At 74.1% G+C, this 17,860-nt stretch carries 16 protein-coding genes; 4 read left to right on the top strand and 12 right to left on the bottom strand.

Annotated elements, in window-relative coordinates; all coding sequences use genetic code 11:
* Position 1: 1 nt before the first annotated feature.
* The 4 genes from BLR02_RS20760 to gpmI form a co-directional block, all read right to left on the bottom strand.
* Positions 2 to 1,156: a divergent polysaccharide deacetylase family protein gene (locus tag BLR02_RS20760; protein ID WP_090664511.1), complete on the bottom strand. Its 1,155-nt coding sequence runs from the start codon at positions 1,154 to 1,156 to the stop codon at positions 2 to 4.
* A gap of 22 nt (positions 1,157 to 1,178) precedes the next feature.
* A complete protein-coding gene (locus BLR02_RS20755) occupies positions 1,179 to 2,573 on the bottom strand; it encodes a S41 family peptidase (RefSeq protein ID WP_090664510.1) in 1,395 nt (464 codons plus the stop codon).
* 153 nt (positions 2,574 to 2,726) lie between these two features.
* Positions 2,727 to 4,058, bottom strand: coding sequence for a murein hydrolase activator EnvC family protein (locus BLR02_RS20750; protein WP_090664509.1), 1,332 nt, complete (start codon positions 4,056 to 4,058; stop codon positions 2,727 to 2,729).
* Between the two features lie 40 nt (positions 4,059 to 4,098).
* A complete protein-coding gene (gene gpmI, locus BLR02_RS20745; protein WP_090664508.1) occupies positions 4,099 to 5,628 on the bottom strand; it encodes a 2,3-bisphosphoglycerate-independent phosphoglycerate mutase in 1,530 nt (509 codons plus the stop codon).
* A 115-nt stretch (positions 5,629 to 5,743) separates the two neighbouring features.
* Between gpmI and BLR02_RS20740 the strand changes: the two genes are divergently transcribed.
* The gene (locus BLR02_RS20740; protein ID WP_245704881.1) at positions 5,744 to 6,430 is read left to right on the top strand and encodes a 2OG-Fe(II) oxygenase; all 687 of its coding nucleotides are present in this window, start codon (positions 5,744 to 5,746) and stop codon (positions 6,428 to 6,430) included.
* A 25-nt stretch (positions 6,431 to 6,455) separates the two neighbouring features.
* Here the strand turns inward: BLR02_RS20740 and BLR02_RS20735 are convergent, their stop codons facing one another.
* The 8 genes from BLR02_RS20735 to BLR02_RS20700 form a co-directional block, all read right to left on the bottom strand.
* On the bottom strand, positions 6,456 to 7,271 hold the full coding sequence (locus BLR02_RS20735; protein WP_090664507.1) for an SDR family NAD(P)-dependent oxidoreductase: 816 nt from the start codon (positions 7,269 to 7,271) through the stop codon (positions 6,456 to 6,458).
* Between the two features lie 30 nt (positions 7,272 to 7,301).
* Complete coding sequence (locus tag BLR02_RS20730) at positions 7,302 to 7,976, bottom strand: alpha/beta hydrolase (RefSeq protein WP_090664506.1); 675 nt, start codon at positions 7,974 to 7,976, stop codon at positions 7,302 to 7,304.
* Positions 7,973 to 8,647, bottom strand: coding sequence for an NnrU family protein (locus BLR02_RS20725; RefSeq protein WP_090561458.1), 675 nt, complete (start codon positions 8,645 to 8,647; stop codon positions 7,973 to 7,975). Before BLR02_RS20725 ends, BLR02_RS20730 begins: the two co-directional genes overlap by 4 nt.
* 13 nt (positions 8,648 to 8,660) lie before the next feature.
* Positions 8,661 to 9,128, bottom strand: coding sequence for a 23S rRNA (pseudouridine(1915)-N(3))-methyltransferase RlmH (locus tag BLR02_RS20720; protein ID WP_245704880.1), 468 nt, complete (start codon positions 9,126 to 9,128; stop codon positions 8,661 to 8,663).
* Positions 9,125 to 9,637, bottom strand: a complete 513-nt coding sequence (gene rsfS, locus BLR02_RS30570; protein ID WP_408735532.1) for a ribosome silencing factor — start codon at positions 9,635 to 9,637, stop codon at positions 9,125 to 9,127. The genes BLR02_RS20720 and rsfS overlap by 4 nt, the downstream gene beginning before the upstream one ends.
* 1,083 nt (positions 9,638 to 10,720) lie before the next feature.
* The gene (locus BLR02_RS20710) at positions 10,721 to 11,326 is read right to left on the bottom strand and encodes a nicotinate-nucleotide adenylyltransferase (RefSeq protein ID WP_090561460.1); all 606 of its coding nucleotides are present in this window, start codon (positions 11,324 to 11,326) and stop codon (positions 10,721 to 10,723) included.
* Positions 11,323 to 12,174, bottom strand: coding sequence for a 2-keto-4-pentenoate hydratase (locus BLR02_RS20705; RefSeq protein ID WP_090561461.1), 852 nt, complete (start codon positions 12,172 to 12,174; stop codon positions 11,323 to 11,325). The genes BLR02_RS20710 and BLR02_RS20705 overlap by 4 nt, the downstream gene beginning before the upstream one ends.
* A 26-nt stretch (positions 12,175 to 12,200) precedes the next feature.
* Positions 12,201 to 13,466, bottom strand: a complete 1,266-nt coding sequence (locus BLR02_RS20700) for a glutamate-5-semialdehyde dehydrogenase (protein ID WP_090664504.1) — start codon at positions 13,464 to 13,466, stop codon at positions 12,201 to 12,203.
* A 182-nt stretch (positions 13,467 to 13,648) separates the two neighbouring features.
* On the opposite strand from BLR02_RS20700, the gene BLR02_RS20695 reads away from it, so the two are divergent.
* The 3 genes from BLR02_RS20695 (at position 13,649) to BLR02_RS20685 (ending at position 17,859) form a co-directional block, all read left to right on the top strand.
* Positions 13,649 to 14,581, top strand: a complete 933-nt coding sequence (locus BLR02_RS20695; protein ID WP_090664503.1) for a TonB-dependent receptor domain-containing protein — start codon at positions 13,649 to 13,651, stop codon at positions 14,579 to 14,581.
* Positions 14,581 to 15,768: a multidrug effflux MFS transporter gene (locus BLR02_RS20690; RefSeq protein WP_090561467.1), complete on the top strand. Its 1,188-nt coding sequence runs from the start codon at positions 14,581 to 14,583 to the stop codon at positions 15,766 to 15,768. The genes BLR02_RS20695 and BLR02_RS20690 overlap by 1 nt, the downstream gene beginning before the upstream one ends.
* 267 nt (positions 15,769 to 16,035) lie before the next feature.
* A complete protein-coding gene (locus BLR02_RS20685; RefSeq protein ID WP_090664502.1) occupies positions 16,036 to 17,859 on the top strand; it encodes a glycoside hydrolase family 15 protein in 1,824 nt (607 codons plus the stop codon).
* The last annotated feature ends 1 nt before the right edge of the window (position 17,860 follow it).

Raw genomic sequence — 17,860 nt, 5'->3', positions numbered from 1 at the left:
CTCAATGCGCGCGGGCGCGGGCGGGCTCGCTGGCCGGGCGGCGCATCAGTGCGGTGACGGGGGCGAGCGCCAGGCCCTGCGCCTCGACGCTGCCAGCCCAGGCGGCCACGCGGTCGATCAGCACCGGGGAGGCCTCGCCGGCATAGCCAAGGGCCGAGCCGCGTTCCCGCGCCAGGGCCACGAGCTGGGCGAGCTTGAGCTCGATCTCGCCGCGCGTCGCCGGCTCGTCCACCACGAGGTCGATGCCCCGGCCCCAGGCGCGGTCCGGCCCGGCGGCGCCGGGGCGTGGGTCGATATAGAGCAGGCCGCGGCTGGCGAGCCGGGCCTGGAGGTCGCCGAGCGGGCCGGGCAGGGCGGCGAAGCGCTCGCCCCGCATGGGCCCGAGCGCGCCGATCGCCCCGACATAGCCGGTGAAGCGGGAGAGCAGCCAGGCCAGCCGGTCCTCCGCCTCCGCCTCGTGCAGGGTGGTGAGCAGGGCGCGGTTGCCGGGGTTGTTGAGCGGGTAGCCGGTGGGCTCGAGCGGCAGGGCGAGCAGGACCTCCATGCCGCGGGTGCGGGCCTGGTCCAGCAACCGGCCGGGCTGCGGGGCATAGGGGCTGAAGGCGAGGGTGACGGGGCCGGGCAGGCGACGGATTGCCTCCTCGGTCAGTGCGGCATTCATGCCGAGCCCGCCGATGACGAGGCCGATGCGCGGGCGGCTGTCCTGCCGGTCGAAGGGGCGGCCGAAGACGCGGATCGGGCTGCGGCCATCGGGGCTGATGCGCGGTATCGGGCCATGCGGCCCGGCCTCCAGCAGGGTAGGGTCGGCGGCGGGGATGGCGCGGTCGGGTGCCAGGGCAGGGCGGCTGGCGGCCTCGATCAGGGGCGGCGGCTCGGGCGCGGCGGGCAGCGGGGCAGTGGCTGGGGTGGGGGCCGGGCTGGGGGCGGGTGGCGGCTCGCTTGTGGCAGGTGGCTCGACAGCGGCCGTGGCTGGCGCCGCGGCCGAGGGGATAGCCGGGGTGGCGGCGGGTGGCGGCGCCTCCGCGACCGGGGCAGGTTCCGGCAGCGGGCCGAGCCAGGCCAACACCCCGGCCCCGCTGCCGAGCAGCAGCAGCACCGCGGCCCAGCAGAGGATCAGCGCGCGCCAACCGGCCGGTAGGCGCCCCAGCGCGGCCATCGGCGCGGCCATCCCGGGGAGGTCAGCGCGCCGAGGCGCGCCGGCCCGGGGATTGCACCGCCGCCAGGTTGCGGAGGAGCTGCATCGCCTGCTGGAGCTGGAAATCGGTTTCCGGCTTGGTGGCATCGAAGGCGGGCGTGCCCTCGGGCGGCAACCGCGTCACCTTCTCGGCAAGGCCGGCCGGCAGTTGCAGCGGCGGGATGGAGGCGCCGGTCGGCTGCTGCACGCCACCCTCGTTGCGGAGCGCGCGGCGCAGATCGGCCTCGCGCTCGCGCGGGATGGTGGCAGTTGCCTCCTGGCGCTGGGCCAGCACCTCGATATCGGGCTCGATGCCGGTGCCCTGGATGGAGCGGCCGGAGGGCGTGTAGTAGCGCGCGGTGGTGAGGCGGATGGCACCCTGGCCGGGGATCGGCATCACCGTCTGCACGCTGCCCTTGCCGAAGGACTTGGTGCCGAGGACGATGGCCCGCCTGTGGTCCTGCAAGGCGCCGGCGACGATCTCGCTGGCCGAGGCGCTGCCGCCGTTGATCAGCACCACGACCGGCAGGCCGCCGGCGATGTCGCCGCCCTTGGCGTTCCAGCGCTGGGCGTCTTCCTGCCGGCGGGCGCGGGTCGAGACGATCTCGCCCTGCTCGAGGAAGTCGTCCGAGACCTGCACCGCCTGGTCGAGCAGCCCGCCCGGATTGTTGCGCAGGTCGAGCACGATGCCCTTCAGGCTGTTGCCGGCCTGCCCGCGCATGGTCTGGATGGCGCGGCGCAGGCCGACATCCGTCTGCTCGTTGAAGGAGGTGAGCCGCACATAGGCGACGTCGTTGCCCTCGATGCGGAAGCGCACCACCTGCGGGCGGATGACCTCCCGCGTGAGGGAGAGCTCGATCGGCCGGTCGGCGCCCTCGCGGCGGATGGTGATCTTGATGGCCGTGCCGCGCTCGCCGCGCATCTGCTCGACCGCTTCCTGCAGGGTGAGGCCCTGGACGGAATTGCCGTTCAGATGGGTGATCAGGTCGCCTGCCTTGACGCCGGCGCGGGCCGCGGGCGTCTCGTCGATCGGGCTGATGACCTTGATGTAGCCGTTCTCCTGGGTGACCTCGATGCCGAGGCCACCGAACTCGCCCCGCGTCTGCACCTGCATGTCGCGGTAGGAGCGCTGGTTCAGGTAGCTGCTATGCGGGTCGAGGCCGGTCAGCATGCCGTTGATCGCGTTCTCGACCGCGTCGCGGTCGTTGATCGGCTCGACATATTCGGCGCGGACGCGTTCGAAGACGTCGCCGAACAGGTTCAGCAGGCGGTAGGTCTCGGCCCGGCCACCGTCCTGCGCCCAGGCCTTGACCATGGGGGAGGTGACCATGGGGCCGAGAATGATGCCGGCGGCGAATGCCGCGCCGACCGTCGTCACCGTCCGAACCCTGCCCTTCATGCGGCACCCGTATCCCTGTTCCGGTGCGGCCCGGGCGGGCCGCGATCCGGCATGTTAGCGTGAAGCCCCGCCGCATGGCAGGGCCAGTAACCTTAACGTCCGGTATCCCTGGACCATGCTCCAGGTATTGACCGCAGTCCCGTGAGGCACGCCCTAGCCCGACCCGGAGAGCCATCCGCGCGGGTTGACCGGCTGTCCGTTGCGCCGCAACTCGAGATACAGCGCGCCGTCGCCCAACTGCCCGACCGGCTCGCCGGCCAGCAGGCGCTGCCCTGGCGAGGCATCCAGCCGATCGAGCCCCGCCAGCACGAAATGGTAGCCATCGCCGCAATCCACAATCAACAACTGGCCAAAACTGCGGAAAGGCGCGGCGAAGACCGCCTTGCCACCGCAGGGGCTGACCACCCGGGCGCCGGCGGCGGCCTGCACGGTGAGACCACGGGCCGGGCCGCCCTCGCCGGCGCCGCCGAATTCGCGGATGACGCGGCCGGGGACGGGCATGGTGCGGCCGCCGCCGGCGCGGGGAGCCGGATCGGGCGTGCGGGAGGCAGCCATCTCGGCCTCGGCGCGGCGGCTGCGGGCCTCGGCCGCCTCGCGTGCCGTCTCCCGGGCGCGGGCGGCAGCCTCGGCACGATTCCGGGCGGCCGCGCGGTCACTGGCCTCGGCGGCGGCACGCGCCCGCGCCTCGGCGGCCGCGAGGGCGCGTGCCTCCGCCGCCTCGCGGGCTCTCGCCTCGGCGGCCTCGCGCGCCTGTTCCTGGCGGAGCCTGGTGAGGGCGGCCTCCAGGCTGCCGGCCCGGGCGGCGGCGGCGGCGGCGCGGCGGGCGGTGGCCTCCTCGGCATCCTCGGCGCCGGCCCGGCGCTCGCGCGCCGTCTTCAGCTCGGCCTCGAGGGCGGCGGAGGCGGAGCGGGCCTGGGCCTCCGCCTCGCGCAGCGCCGCGGCCCGCTCCGCGGCGGCGGCGGCCAGATGGGCCGCCTCGCGCTCGGCTGCCCGGAGTGCCCTGGCCTCGGTGGCAAGCTGGCGGGAGAGGCCCTGCAGCACCAGCAGGCCGCGCAGCCGGTCCTCCGGCGGGCCGGGCACGGCGAGCAGGGATTCCGCCGGCCAGAGGCCGAGGCGGAGCATCAGCGGCAGCAGCGGAGCCAGTGCCTCGGCGCGGGCGCGGCCCTGGGCGCGGGCCTCCTCGGTGGCGGCGCGGGCGGCGGCCAGGCTTTCCTCGGCCTCCGCCTTGCGCTGGTCGGCGGCCTGGGCACGGCGGGCGGCCTCGACGCGGCGTTCCGCAAGGCGGTGCTCCTCCGCCGCGGCGGCCTGGGCGGCGCGGGCGGCGGCCTCGGCGGCGGCGCGCTCGGCCTGGGCGGCGCGATGGGCGTCCTGCACCGCCTGGGGCGTGGGTTGCTGGGCGGGGGCGGCCCATGGCACGGCGAGGGCCAGCGCCAGCAGCAGGGGCTGGACGCCGGACCGGGCCGGAAGGGCGGCGATGCGCTTCAAAACGCCGGCAGCGGTAGCATGGCGGCCGTGGCCGGCGCCATCAGCGCCTGAGCAGCGACACCCCGGTCATCGCCGCCGGCTGGGGCTGGCCCATCAGCTCCAGCAGCGTCGGGGCCACATCGGCGAGGCGGCCATCGGCCAGCCTCGCCCCGGCCGGGCCGTTGACGAGGAAGACCGGCACCGGGTTGGTGGTGTGGGCGGTGTGCGGGCCGCCCGTCACCGGGTCCTTCATCAGCTCGCAATTGCCGTGGTCGGCGGTGACCAGCAGGGCGCCGCCCTGGGCCTTCACCGCCTCGGCGATGCGGCCGAGCGCCGCGTCCACCGTCTCCACCGCCTTGATCGCGGCCGGCAGGCTGCCGGTATGGCCGACCATGTCCGGGTTGGCGAAGTTCAGCACCACCAGGTCATAGGTCCCGGAGTTGATCGCCGCGACCACCCGCTCGCACAGCTCCGGCGCCGACATCTCCGGCTGCAGGTCGTAGGTGGCGACCTTGGGGGAGGGGACCATGATGCGGTCCTCGCCGGGATAGGGCGGCTCCAGGCCCCCGTTCAGGAAGAAGGTGACATGCGGGTACTTCTCCGTCTCCGCCGCATGGAGCTGGCGGAGCCCGGCGCGGGAGACCACCTCGGCCAGCAGGTCCTGCATCGGCTGCGGCGGGAAGAGGGTGGCGAGGAAGCGGTTCAACTCGGTCGAGTATTCGGTCAGGCCGAGCGCGGCGGCGAAGCGCGGGCTGCGCGGGCGCTCGAAGCCCTGGAAGTCCGGGTCGAGCAGCGCCTCGAGGATCTCCCGCACCCGGTCGGCGCGGAAGTTGAAGCAGAGGATCCCGTCGCCGTCCCGCATGCCGGCATAGTCGCCGATGACGGTCGCCGGGATGAACTCGTCCGTCACCTTCCTCGCATGGGCGGCGGCGATGGCGGCGGCGGCGTCCGGCGCGTGCTCGCCCTCGGCCAGCACCAGGGCGCGCCAGGCCTGGCCAACGCGCTCCCAGCGGTGGTCGCGGTCCATGGCGAAGTAGCGGCCGGTGATGGTGGCGATCCGCACGCCGGGGAGGCCGCCGATCGCCGCCTGCAGCGTGGCGAGGTAGCCGGGCGAGGCCTCCGGCGGCGTGTCGCGGCCATCGGTGAAGCCGTGGAAGGCGACCTTCACCCCAGCCTCGGACAGCACGCGGGCGAGCGCCGCGGCATGGGCCTGGTGGCTGTGGACGCCGCCCGGGGAGAGCAGGCCGAGCAGGTGGCAGGTGCCCCCCGTTTCCTTCAGCCTGGCGATGAGCTCGACCAGCGCGGGCATCCTGGCCAGCGAGCCATCGGCGACGGCGGCGTCGATCCGCGGCAGGTCCTGCATCACCACGCGCCCGGCGCCGAGATTGAGGTGGCCGACCTCCGAATTGCCCATCTGCCCGTCCGGCAGGCCGACATCGCGACCCGAGGTGCGGAGGAAGGCATGCGGCCCGGCAGCCCAGAACGCATCGAAGACGGGCGTGTTGGCCAGGCGCACGGCATTGTCCGCACTCTCCTCGCGCCAGCCCCAGCCATCGAGGATGGTGAGCATCACGGGGCGGGGTGCGGGCATGGGCTGGCTCCTCTCCGGGGTCGTGCCGGCCTTAGACCCGGCGCCATGCGGGCGCAACAGGCGGGGGGCGGGACGGGGCGTTCACGTCCATATGCGCGGGGCGAGGAGGGCGGCGATGCAGGGGATCGACTGGGCGGCGGCGGAAGCGGAGCTGGATGCGGCGGGCGTGGCGCGGCTCGGCCCGCTGCTGACGCCCGAGGAGTGCGGCGCGCTTGCCGCCCTCTACGACGAGCCGGGGCGCTTCCGCAGCCGGGTGGTGATGGCGCGGCATGGCTATGGGCGGGGCGAGTACCAGTATTTCGCCCATCCCCTGCCGGATCGCGTGGCGGCGCTGCGCGGTGCGCTCTACGCCCGGCTGGCGCCGGTGGCGAACCGCTGGGCCGAGCGGATGGGGCTGCCGGTGCGCTACCCGGCCGGGCATGGCGAATTCCTGGCCCGCTGCCATGCGGCCGGCCAGGCGCGGCCGACGCCGCTGCTGCTGCGCTACGGGCCGGGCGACTTCAACTGCCTGCACCAGGACCTCTATGGGGAGCATGTGTTCCCGTTGCAGGTCGTGCTGCTGCTGTCGCGGCCGGAGGACTTCACCGGCGGGGAATTCGTCCTGACCGAGCAGCGGCCGCGCCAGCAATCCCGCGTCGAGGTGGTGCCGCTCGGACAGGGCGAGGCGGCAGCCTTCGCCGTGGCGCAGCGGCCGGTGCGCGGCAGCCGCGGGGACCATCGGGTGACGATGCGCCATGGGGTGAGCCGGCTGCGCAGCGGCCAGCGGCACACGCTCGGCATCATCTTCCACGATGCGCGCTGACGCCGCAGCGTGACGCGCGCATCCCTCAGCCGCCCCCGCCCTCCTGCGGCAGCCCGGCGATGGCGGTGGCGCCGGCATCCACCGGGATGATCGCCCCGGTCATCCAGCGGGACCGGCCGCCGCAGAGGAAGGCGACGGCGGCGCCGACATCCCATCCGCTGCCCTCGGTCTGCAGGATGCTGCGCCGCCGGCGGGCGTCGCGCTTGGCCGCCGTCATGCCGCCGGCCTGGACCATCGGCGTATAGACCATGCCGGGGCAGATGCAGTTCACCCGGATGCCGTCAGGCGCATGATGCACCGCCATCGCCCGCGTCATGTTCACCACGGCGCCCTTGCTGGTCGGGTAGAGCAGATGCGGGTGCCCGCCGCGCAGCCCGGCGACCGAACCGATATTGACGATGGAGCCGCCGCCCGCGGCGCGCATGGCCGGCACCGCGTATTTCGCCATCAGCATCATCGAGGTGACGTTCACCAGCAGGCCCTGCGCCCAGGCCTCCGGGTCCACCTCCTCCGCCGTGCCCTTGGGGCCGCCGATGCCGACATTGTTCACCAGCACGTCGAGCCGGCCCCAGCGGCCGGTCGCGGCCTCGACGATGCGGCGGCAGTCCTCGGGCCTGGTCACGTCGGCGGCGATGGTGAGGGCCTCGCCGCCCTCGGCCTCGATCATCCGCCGCGTCTCCTCGGCCCAGGCCTCGACGGCATCGGCCAGCACCAGCCGGGCCCCCGCGCGGGCCAGCAGGATGGCGGTGGCGCGGCCATTGCCGACGCCTTCGCCGGGGCGGGAGCCGGCGCCGGTGACGATGGCGACCTTGCCCGCGAGGTTCTCGGCGATCTCGTCCATTCTTGTCTCCTCCCTCCGGATCGTTGAAGCCTAGGCCGTATCGAGGAAGGCGAGCGCCCGCCGGGCAACCTCCTCCGGCACCTCATGACCGCCGCTGAATTCCAGATAGGTCAGCGGATAGCCGGACTGCCGGAGCTTCGGTGCCAGGCGGCGGCTGCACAGGTCGATATTGAGCACGCGGTCGGCGGTGCCATGGCTGAGGAAGCAGCGCGGCTTGCCCTCGATCCGCACCGGCGCGGCGAAGCCGGGGGAGAAGGCCAGCGCATGGGTGAAGAGCGCGCCGTTCATCATGGCGAGCGACAGGGCGTAGGAGGCGCCGTCGGAGAAGCCCGCGGCCGCGACGCGCGCCGGGTCCACCGGCCAGGCCGCCAGGATGCGGGCCAGCGCGGCGTCGATGCGGGCGACATCCGGCCCGTAGCCGCCCTCGAGCACGTCCCAGGTGGCGCCGAGGCTCTCCGGCAGCAGGATCAGCGCGGCATCAGCGATCGGCTCGATGCGTTGCAGCGCCCGCGCCGCGTCGCCGCCATGGCCGTGCAGCATGAGGATCAGCGGCAGCGGGCCGGGGAGGGGCGCCTTCGGCACGCGCAGCAGCCCATCCCGCGCCCCGCCGAGGCCGAGCGGATGCAGCCCGGGCGGCAGCGGCCAGGCCTCCCCGGCGGGCAGGCGGGGGCGGGCGAGAAGCTGGCCTTCCTCCATGGTGCTCATCCCAGGATCAGCGGCGAGACGCCGAAGAGGCGCCCGTGCAGATGCAGCATCGCCGCCCAGGCCAGCAGGCCGATCACCGGCGGCAGCCATCCTATCTCGCGGAGCACCAGCCGGTTCCGCCCGGCGAGGATGGCGCCGAAGGGCAGGATGGAGGTGCGGGCGGCGAGGCCCGCCCAGGCGGCCGGCGCGCGACGGGCCAGCTTGGCGTCGATGCTCGGCATTCCCGCCAGGGCGGTGACGAGGAAGGCGCCGAAGAAGACCAGCGCCGCGCTGTCGCCATTGCCGAGCATGTGGATCGCCGCCCAGAGGGCGAAGGACCAGAGCATCGGGTGGCGGGTGATGCGCTGGATGCCGCGCGGCTCGGCCGCCAGCCGCGCCTCGCCGCCCACCGCGGTGGGGTTCGCCCGCGCCACCGAGGCGACGAAGAGGATGAAGGCAGGCAGCATCAGCAGGGCCAGCACCCAGCGCAGCCAGGCGGGCGCGAACCAGAGCGGTACCGTCTCCGCCGCCTGCCAGGCGCGAATCAGGAAGGCGATGGCCGCGACGGAGGCAAGGGAGAAGCCGATGCGGAAGCCGGCCTCCCCGGTTCGGGCGACAATGGCATCCCGCAGCCGCGTGCCGGCGATGCCGACATGGACGCCGATCCAGACCAGTGCCGCCAGCATGAGCATCCCGTGTTCCCCCTCAAGGCCGCCAGGGACGATGATAGGGATGTCCGGAACGGATTGCCTGCACCCGATACCACTGCTCGGCCAATAACCCGCGCACCAGGAAATGCGGCCAGGTGAGCGGGCCGAGGGAGAGGCGATGATCGGCCCTCGCCAGCACGGCCGGGTCGAGCCCCTCCGCCCCGCCGATGAGGAAGCAGAGCGGCCGCCCCGTCGCCTCCCAGCGCGCCGCCAGCGCCGCGAGCGCCTCGCTGGTCGGGGCCTCGCCGCCGAGGTCGAGGGCGACGGCGAGCGCCGCCTCGGGCAGGGCGGCGAGCAGGGCGGCGCCCTCCCGCCGGCGGATCTCGGCCGGGCTGCCGCGCGCCTCGGCCAGCTCCGTCACCGCGAAGGGCGGGCGGAGGCGGGCATTGTGCTGGTCGAACAACGCCGCCTCCGGCCCGCCCTTCAGCCGGCCGATGGCGACCAGCCGGGGCGCGCGGCTCACGCTTCGGCCGGGTCGTCCGGCGGGCTGGCCTCGCTATCGCCCTCACCCTCAGCTGCGGGCGTGCCGGGCGGGCTCTCCGGCCCCCACATCCGCTCGAGCGCGTAGGTCGTCCGCGCCTCGGGCTTGAAGAGGTGGATGACGAGGTCGCCGCAATCGATCAGCACCCAGTCGTCCGAGCCTTGGATCGAATCCCGCCGCAGCTTGAGGCCGACCTTCTCCAGCGCATCCTCCAGATGGTTGGCCATGGCCTGCATCTGCCGGTCGGCGAGGCCGGTGGCGATGATCATCCGGTCGGTGAAGCTGGCGCGGTCGGTGACGTCGAGCACGAGGATGTCCTCGGCCTTGTCGTCCTCGAGGCTGGCGCAGGCGGCAGTGACGAGCTGTTCCAGCCGGTCTGGCGTGGCCTTCTCCTTGGCGCGCAGGCGGCCGGCAGGCTTCGCCTCGGGCCCGGCGATGACCTGGCGCTTGCGCGGGCTCGCATCCTCCTGCGGGACGGGCTTGGGTGGCACGCCGACGGGGCGGCGGATGACCTTCGCCTCGGGCACCGAGGTGCCACGGCGCGCGGGCGCCTTCGCCGCGGGCCTGGCGGCGGCGCGGGGTTTCGGCCGGGCGCGGGGGGCCTCCGCCGCCGCGACGGCGCGGGTGCGGGGCGCGGGCTTGCGGGCGGCCGTGCGCGGTGCCTCGTCGCGGGCGGGGGCTCGCTGAGCCGGGGTGCGCTTGGCAGGGGCGGCCTTCCGGGCGGCGCGTGGCGGCTCGTCCCGCTCGGCGGTGCGGCTGCGGGGTGCGGGCTTGCGCGCGGTGCCGCGCGGCGGCGCCTCGTCCCGCTCGGCCGTGCGGCTGCGCGCGGCAGGCTTCCGCGCGGGGCGCGGGGCCTCCTCCCGCTCGGCCATGCGGCTGCGAGGCGCAGGCCCGCGGGCGGCGCGTGGGGCCTCGTCCCGTTCGGCCGTGCGGCCGCGTGGGGCGGCGGGCTTGCGGGTGGGGCGCGATGCCTCATCCCGCTCCGCGGCGCGGCCGCGGGGGGCTGGCCCGCGGGCGGCGCGTGGGGCCTCGTCCCGTTCGGCCGTGCGGCCGCGCGGGGCGGCGGGCTTGCGGGTGGGGCGCGATGCCTCATCCCGCTCCGCGGCGCGGCCGCGGGGGGCTGGCTTGCGGGCGGCGCGTGGCGCCTCGTCGCGCTCGGCCGCGCGGGTCCGGGCTGGTGCCGGCTTCGCACCGCCGCGCGCTGCAGGTTTTACGCTGCTGCGCGGCGCAGGCTTCGCGCTGCCGCGTGGCGCGGGCTTTGCGCTGCCGCGTGGCGCGGGCTTTGCGCTGCCGCGCGGGGCCTGCTTGCCGGGGATCCGGGGCTTCGCCGGCGCGGCCGGCTTGGCCGAGCGCGGAGATTTCGCCTCCGGGCTGGCCGGACGACGCCGGGTGGTGGATGTGCTCTCGCCCCCGCTGGGGGACCGTGGCGTGCGCGCGATGGCCGCCTCCTCTGTTCCTGGAGCAGACCCCGATCAGGCGACTCGCCCGACCGAAGGGATCTGCTGGACTAAACGATGTGCTGGAGCAGGCTCCGTAGGCCAATGCGACCCGGAAACCCGCCCCATGGGTTGGCTCTATAGCATGTTGCCGGCGGCGCGGCGGATGGCCGTCGCGGACGCCGGATGTTCGCGGGCCGGCACCAGGCTCCAGCCTGCATGCCCGCCGGTGCGGCAGTCCTCCAGCAACGCGCCGGGCCGCCGCCGGTGCCGCGCGAGCGCGCGCGACGCCTGGCCGGACAGCGCCCGCCGCGTCTCGCCCGGCCGCGGCAGCACGGCGAGCGGCGTCCGCCGTGCCAGATCGCGCCATCGCTTCCAGCGCGGCAGCTGGGAGAGGTTGTCGGCGCCGATCAGCAGCACGAAGCAGGCGCGCGGGAAGCGTCGCTGCAACAGGGCGAGCGTCACCACCGTGTAGCGGCTGCCGAGCCGCGCCTCCAGGTCGGTGGCGAGGACGCGCCGGCCGTCGCCGATGGCACGGGCGGAGGCCAGGCGCTCGGCGAAGGGCGCCATGCCGCGGCGCGGCTTCAGCGGGTTGCCGGGCGAGACCAGCAGCCAGACCTGGTCGAGCCCGAGGGCGCGCAGCGCCCGCTCCGCCACATGCCGGTGCCCGGCATGGGCCGGGTTGAAGCTGCCGCCGAGCAGGCCGATGCGCGCCCGGCGGCCATCCCCCCAGCGGCCTGTCACCTGACCTGGAGGCCGACCGATACCGGCTGCGCCAGCAGGCCTTCATAGCGCAGGGTATAGCTGCGGCCCGCCACGGCCGGGACCGAGGGGGCGAAGCCGCCGAGCGAGACGATGTCACCCGCCTTCAGCGTCAGCCCGTTGCGGGCGAGGTCGCCGACCAGCCAGGGGATGACGTTCAGCGGATGGCCGAGCAGCGCGCTGCCCGAGGCGCGGGCCAGTTCCTTCGTGTCGTCCGACAGCACCACCGTCATGGAGCCAAGACGGGCGGCGAATTCCTCCGTCGCCTGCACCGGGATGGGCGTGCCGGTGACGCCGAGCCGCGCCGCGACATTGACCGAGACCAGCAGCGGCCCGTTCACCGGCCCACCGAGGCCGACGCGCGGCAATTCGATATAGGGGATAACCTGGTCGAGATGGCGGAGGATGGCGACATGGTCCTTGCCCGCCGTGTTGATCCCCTCGTCCCGCACCCGCACCAGCAGGTCCGCCTCGACGCTGACGCCCGCGATCTGCGGCGTGAGCTGCAGCGTGGCGCCGTCCCGCAGGCTGGTGGTGCTCTCGAACATCACGCCATAGACGGGGCCCGAAAGGCCGAAGGCGCGCTGGGTCGCCGCGCCGGTGGCGCCGGCCTTGTAGCCGATCGGCCGGCCCAGCTCGGCCGCCAGCAGCGGCACCAGCTTGGCGCGGGCGCATTCGGCATCGGCCATGGAGAGGTCGGGATAGGGCTCCGCCGGGCGGCCGGCGAGCAGCGCGCCGGCAGTGGCGGCCACCGCCGGGTCGGGCGGGCAGGCCGCCTCTGCGGCCAGGGCAGGCAGCAGGGCGGCGGTGGCGAGAAGCAGGCGGCGCATGGATGGTCCCTCCGGTTGGGGAGGGATCAGGGCCTGACCTGTCCGCTCCCGATCACATGGTAGCGGTAGGTGCAGAGCTGCTCCAAGCCGACCGGGCCGCGGGCATGCAGCCGGCCGGTGGCGATGCCGATCTCGGCGCCGAAGCCGAACTCGCCGCCGTCGCAGAACTGGGTGGAGGCATTCCACAGCCCGACCGAGGAATCGAGGCCGTTGAGGAAGGCGGCCGCGGCCTCGGCATCCTCGGTCACGATCGCCTCGGTATGCTCCGATCCGTAGCGGCGGATATGGGCGAGGGCCGAATCAACGCCGTCCACCACCGCGACCGAAAGGATGGCATCCAGCCATTCGGTGGCAAAGTCCTCCGGGCCGGCGGCCGGCAGATCGGGGCAGATGGCGCGGGCGCGCTCATCGGCGCGGAAGCCGCAGCCCTCGGCGCGCAGGTCGGCGACCAGCAGGGGCAGCAGGCCCGGCGCGATGGCAGCGTCGATCAGCAGCGTCTCGGTCGCGCCGCAGACGCCGGTGCGGCGCAGCTTGGCGTTGCGCAGGATGGCGCGCGCCATGGCCGGGTCCGCCGCAGCATGGACGTAGGTGTGGCAGAGCCCCTCGGCATGGGCGAGGACGGGGACGCGCGCCTCCTCCATCACCCGGGTGACGAGGCCCTTGCCGCCACGCGGGATGATGAGGTCGATGAGGCCGGCGGCGCGCAGCATGGCGCCGACGAAGCCGCGATCGGCGGTCTGCGCCACCTGCACGGCGGCCTCGGGCAGGCCGGCGGCACGGAGGCCGGTGGCCATGGCGGCATGGATGGCGCCGACGCTGCGCAGGCTCTCCCGCCCGCCGCGCAGGATGACGGCATTGCCGGATTTGAGGCAGAGCGCCGCGGCATCGGCGGCGACATTGGGCCGGCTCTCGAAGACCATGCCGATGACGCCAAGGGGCTGGGCGATGCGGCGGATGGTGAGGCCGTTGGGCCGTATCCATTCGGCGAGGGTGCGGCCGACGGGGTCGGGCAGTTCCGCCACCTCCTCGAGGCCGCGCGCCATGGCCTCGACGCGGCCTTGCGTCAGCAGCAGGCGGTCCTTGAAGGCGGCGGAGAGATCGGGTGCGCCGGCGATATCGGCCTCGTTCGCGGCGAGGATGGCGGGCGCCGAGGCCCGCAATGCCCGGGCGGCTTCCCGCAGGGCCTGGTCCTTCGCCGGTCGCGGCGCGCGGGCGAGTTCGGCGGCTGCGGCGCGCGCGGCGCGGGCGGCGGCTTCGAGCTGGCGGGCGGCTTCGTCGGCGAGGGCGTTCATGGTCGAGACCTAGCGTTTCACCCTGCCGGGGCCAAGGGGGCGCGACGGAGGGCAGACCGGCAGGCCGGACATGGCGGGGCAGGCGGCTTGTCAGGCTGAATATTATAATATAACACCACGAAACGTCGCCTGACCCTAGTCCCTCGTGCGGCTCGCCCCGCTTCGGCGCGCGGGAGGTGACGGTGGAGCGCGAGACCATCGAGGGCCTGCCGGGCGGCGCCAACGGGTCGCTGAACCAGATCCTGCTGCAGACGCCGGGCGTGGTGCAGGACAGCCTGGGCGATATCCATATCCACGGCGAGCACCGCAACCTGCAATACCGGCTGAACGGCGTGCAGCTGCCGGAAGGCGTCGCCGGCTTCGCCCAGGTCTTCGATGCGCGCTCGCTCCGCAGCGTCTCCGTCCCCACCGGGGCGCTGCCGGCGCAACTCGGCTTCCGCACCAATGCCGTCATCGACCTCGAGACCCGCACGGGCGCGCTCGATCGTGGCGGCAGCATCGGCGTCTATGGCGGCGCGCGCGGCACCCTCCAGCCACGGATCACCCCGCGGCTGATGCTGAATTTCGGCGTGCGCTGGGACCAGGTGGCGCAATCCGTCACTGCCGGGCAGGTCTCGCCGCGCGTCAACATCGTCTGGAAGCCGAGCGACACGACGACCTTCCATGCGGGCTATGCGCGCACCTTCACCCCGCCGCAATTCGAGCTGGTGCAGGCCGGCAGCATCGCCCGGTATGAGGGCACGACGGCGGCGCCCTTCAGCCAGCTGGAATGGCAGGGAGGGCGGGCGGCTCTCGGCCACCATGCTCTATGGCAGCGGGCTGCGGCGGGGCTTCGCCGCGACGGAGAAGTTGGCCTCCTACGCCACCGTCAATCTCGGCATCCGGCAGGAATTCACCGGGCCGGATCGCGGACGCTGGATCGCGCGGGCCGATCTCATCAACGTCTTCGACGCGACTACCAGCTGCGCGACGGCACCGGCATCGGCCTCGGCGCGCCGCAATACGGCATGCGGCGCGGCGTCTTCGCCGGCCTCAGCCGGAGCTTCCGAGGCGGGGATTTGTCGGGGCGGCGGGCGGGGGCTAGGCTTCCCGCCGCCGCCTTGAAGGGTTCCTGATGGCAGAGACCACGCCGCAGCCGCCTCCGCCCCTCTGGCTGCTGGCCCTCGTCACCCTCAGCGGCACCCTGGCGATGCACATCTTCGTCCCGGCCCTGCCGGATGCGGGGCGGGATCTCGGCGCCGGGACCGGTGCCATGCAGATGACGATCAGCCTCTACATCCTCGGGCTCGCCGTCGGGCAGCTGGCCTATGGGCCGCTCTCCGATGCGCTGGGGCGTCGGCCGGTGCTGATGGCAGGGCTTGGCCTCTATACGCTCGCAAGCCTGGCGGCAGCCCTGGCGCCGGGGGTGGAGGCGCTGATCGCCGCGCGGCTGCTGCAGTCGCTCGGCGGCTGCGCGGGGCTGGTGCTGGGCCGGGCCATGGTGCGCGACACCGCGGGCCCTGAGGACGCGGTGCGGCGCCTGGCCCTGCTGACGCTGATGATGCTGGTGGGGCCGGGGCTGGCGCCGGTGCTCGGCGGCGCGCTCGCCTCGACGCTCGGCTGGCGTTCCATCTTCCTGCTGCTGGCGGGGCTCGGCGCGGCGGCCATCGCGCTGTCCTGGCGGCTGTTGCCGGAGACGGGCCGGCGTGCCGGCGGAGTCGATCTCGGCGCGCTGGGCCGGGACTACCGGGCCCTGGCCGGCTCCCCGACCTTCATCGGCCTTGCCATCGGCGGCGGCTGCGCCACCACCTCCTTCTACGCCTTCGTCGCCGCCGCGCCCTTCATCCTGACCGACGAGCTGCACCGCCCGGCCCATGAGGTCGGCCTCTGCCTCGGCCTGATCATCCTCGGCATGGCGGCCGGCAACCTGCTGACCGGGCGGTTGGCACCTCGCCTCGGCATCGACCGGATGCTGGTCGGTGCCAATGCGCTGAGCGGCCTCGCGGCGCTCGGCTTCCTCGGCCTGGTGCTGGCAGGGCGGCTGGGCCTCGTGCCGATGCTGGGGCTGATGCTGGTCTTCACCCTCGGCATCGGCATGGCGAGCCCGGCGGCGCTGACGCGGGCGGTGGGGGTGAACCCCCGGGTCGTCGGCTCCGCCTCGGGCCTCTACGGTTTCGCCCAGATGGGCGTGGGCGCGGTCTGCACGGCGCTGGCGGGGCTCGGGGATGACCCGGCCCTGGCCGCGGCCGGGGTGCTGACGGGGGCGAGCCTGCTGGCGCAACTCGCCTTCCGCATCGCGCTGGGGCGGCGGCGGGGCGCCTGAGGCGGTATGCGTCCGCCTGGGCCATGAGGGCCGCCGCGGCCGGTATCCGACCGGGCAGATGCATCTCGCTGCCGCGAGATGTGCGTGCAACCCAAGCGGCGCAGACCGTTTCATCCTGGTGCTGGATCGTGGGCGAGGCCGCCGGAACGAGCCGGTCTTCCGTTCCAGGATAGGGATGACGATGCCAGACGCCGAGTTGCAGCACCGCACCGACGGGGCCTCTCCAGCCCGGACCCACCGCCGGCCGATGCCGCGGCACGGCTGACCATGCCGCTCCGCATCGAGGATTACGCCCTGCTCGGGGATACGCAGTCGGCCGCGCTTGTCGGCCGCAACGGGTCCATCGACTGGCTCTGCTGGCCGCGTTTCGACAGCGGTGCCTGTTTCGCCGCCCTGCTGGGCACGCCCGAGCATGGCTGCTGGCGCATCGCCCCGGTGGATGGGGCGGCCCGCAGCCGCCGCTGCTACCGCGACGGCACGCTGGTGCTCGAGACGGTGTTCGAGACCGCCGAGGGCGAGGTGGTGCTGATCGACTGCATGCCGCCCCGCGATAGTGGCCCCTCCCTGCTCCGCCGGGTGACCGGCCTGCGCGGCCGGGTCACCATGGAGCTCGACCTGGCGCTGCGCTTCGATTACGGCCGCAACATCCCCTGGGTCACCCGCCTGCCCGACGGGCACGGCATCCGTGCCATCGCCGGCCCGGACATGGTGATACTGCACTCCCCCGTGCCGCTCGAAGGGCATGCCCTCCGCACCCAGGCGCGTTTCACGGTGGCCGAGGGGCAGAGCCTCGATTTCCAGATGCATTACGGCCCCTCGCATCTCAGCCTGCCGGCCGTCTGCCCCGATCCGGCGAGCCTGCTGGCCGATACGGACTCCCGCTGGCGCCACTGGTCGGGCCGGGTGCGGGAGGCCGGGCCCTGGACCGAGGCCGTCCGCCGCTCGGCCATCACGCTGAAGGCGCTGACCCATGGGCCGACCGGCGGCATCGTCGCCGCCCCCACCACCTCCCTCCCCGAGGGCATCGGCGGGGTCCGCAACTGGGACTACCGCTTCTGCTGGCTGCGCGACGCCACGCTGACGCTGCTCGCCCTGCTGCAGGCCGGCTATACCGAGGATGCCCAGGCCTGGCGCGACTGGCTGCTGCGGGCCGTCATGGGCAGCCCCTCGCAGATCCAGATCATGTACGGCATCGGCGGCGAGCGGCGGCTGCGGGAATGGCAGCCCGACTGGCTGCCGGGCTATGAGGGCTCCAGCCCCGTGCGCATCGGCAACGGCGCGCATGACCAGCTCCAGCTCGATGTCTATGGCGAGTTGCTGGACGCGCTGCACCAGGCGCATAGCCATGGCCTGCCGATGTCGGAGGCGGCCTGGGACCTGCAGCGCGCCCTCATCGACCACCTGGCGACGATCTGGCGCGAGCCCGACGAGGGAATCTGGGAGACGCGGGATGGCCGGCGCTGCTTCACCTACTCGAAGGTGATGGCCTGGGCCGCGCTCGACCGCGCCGTGCGGGGCATCGAGGCCTTCGGCCTTGACGGGCCGCTCGACCGGTGGCGCGCCCTGCGGCGGGAGATCCACGAGGATATCTGCCGGAAGGGCTATGACAGCAGCATCGGCAGCTTCGTCGGCAGCTACGGCTCGCGGGAGCTGGATGCGAGCCTGCTGCTGCTGCCGGCCGTCGGCTTCCTGCCGGCGGAGGACCCGCGCATCCTCGGCACCATCGCCGCTGTCGAGCGGGACCTTATGCGGGACGGCCTGGTGCGCCGCTACCGGCCGGAGCGGGTGGATGACGGGCTGCCGGGAGACGAGGGCGTCTTCCTCGCCTGCAGCTTCTGGCTGGCGGATGCCTATGCGATGACCGGCCGCCGGTCCGAGGCGCTGGCGCTGTTCGAACGGTTGCTCGCGCTGCGCAACGATGTCGGCCTGCTCTCCGAGGAATACGACCCGCGGGTGGGGCGGATGCTGGGGAATTTCCCCCAGGCCTTCTCCCATGTTGCCTTGATCAACACGGCCTACGCCCTGTCCCGCCCCGATGGCCCGCCGAACCCGGGCCGTCCGGCGGCCGATGCGGTGCCGGCGCCGCGCTGAC

Source organism: Belnapia rosea (assembly GCF_900101615.1).
GTDB classification, from domain to species: Bacteria; Pseudomonadota; Alphaproteobacteria; order Acetobacterales; family Acetobacteraceae; genus Belnapia; species Belnapia rosea.
This window is presented reverse-complemented; position numbering and strand designations above follow the sequence as displayed.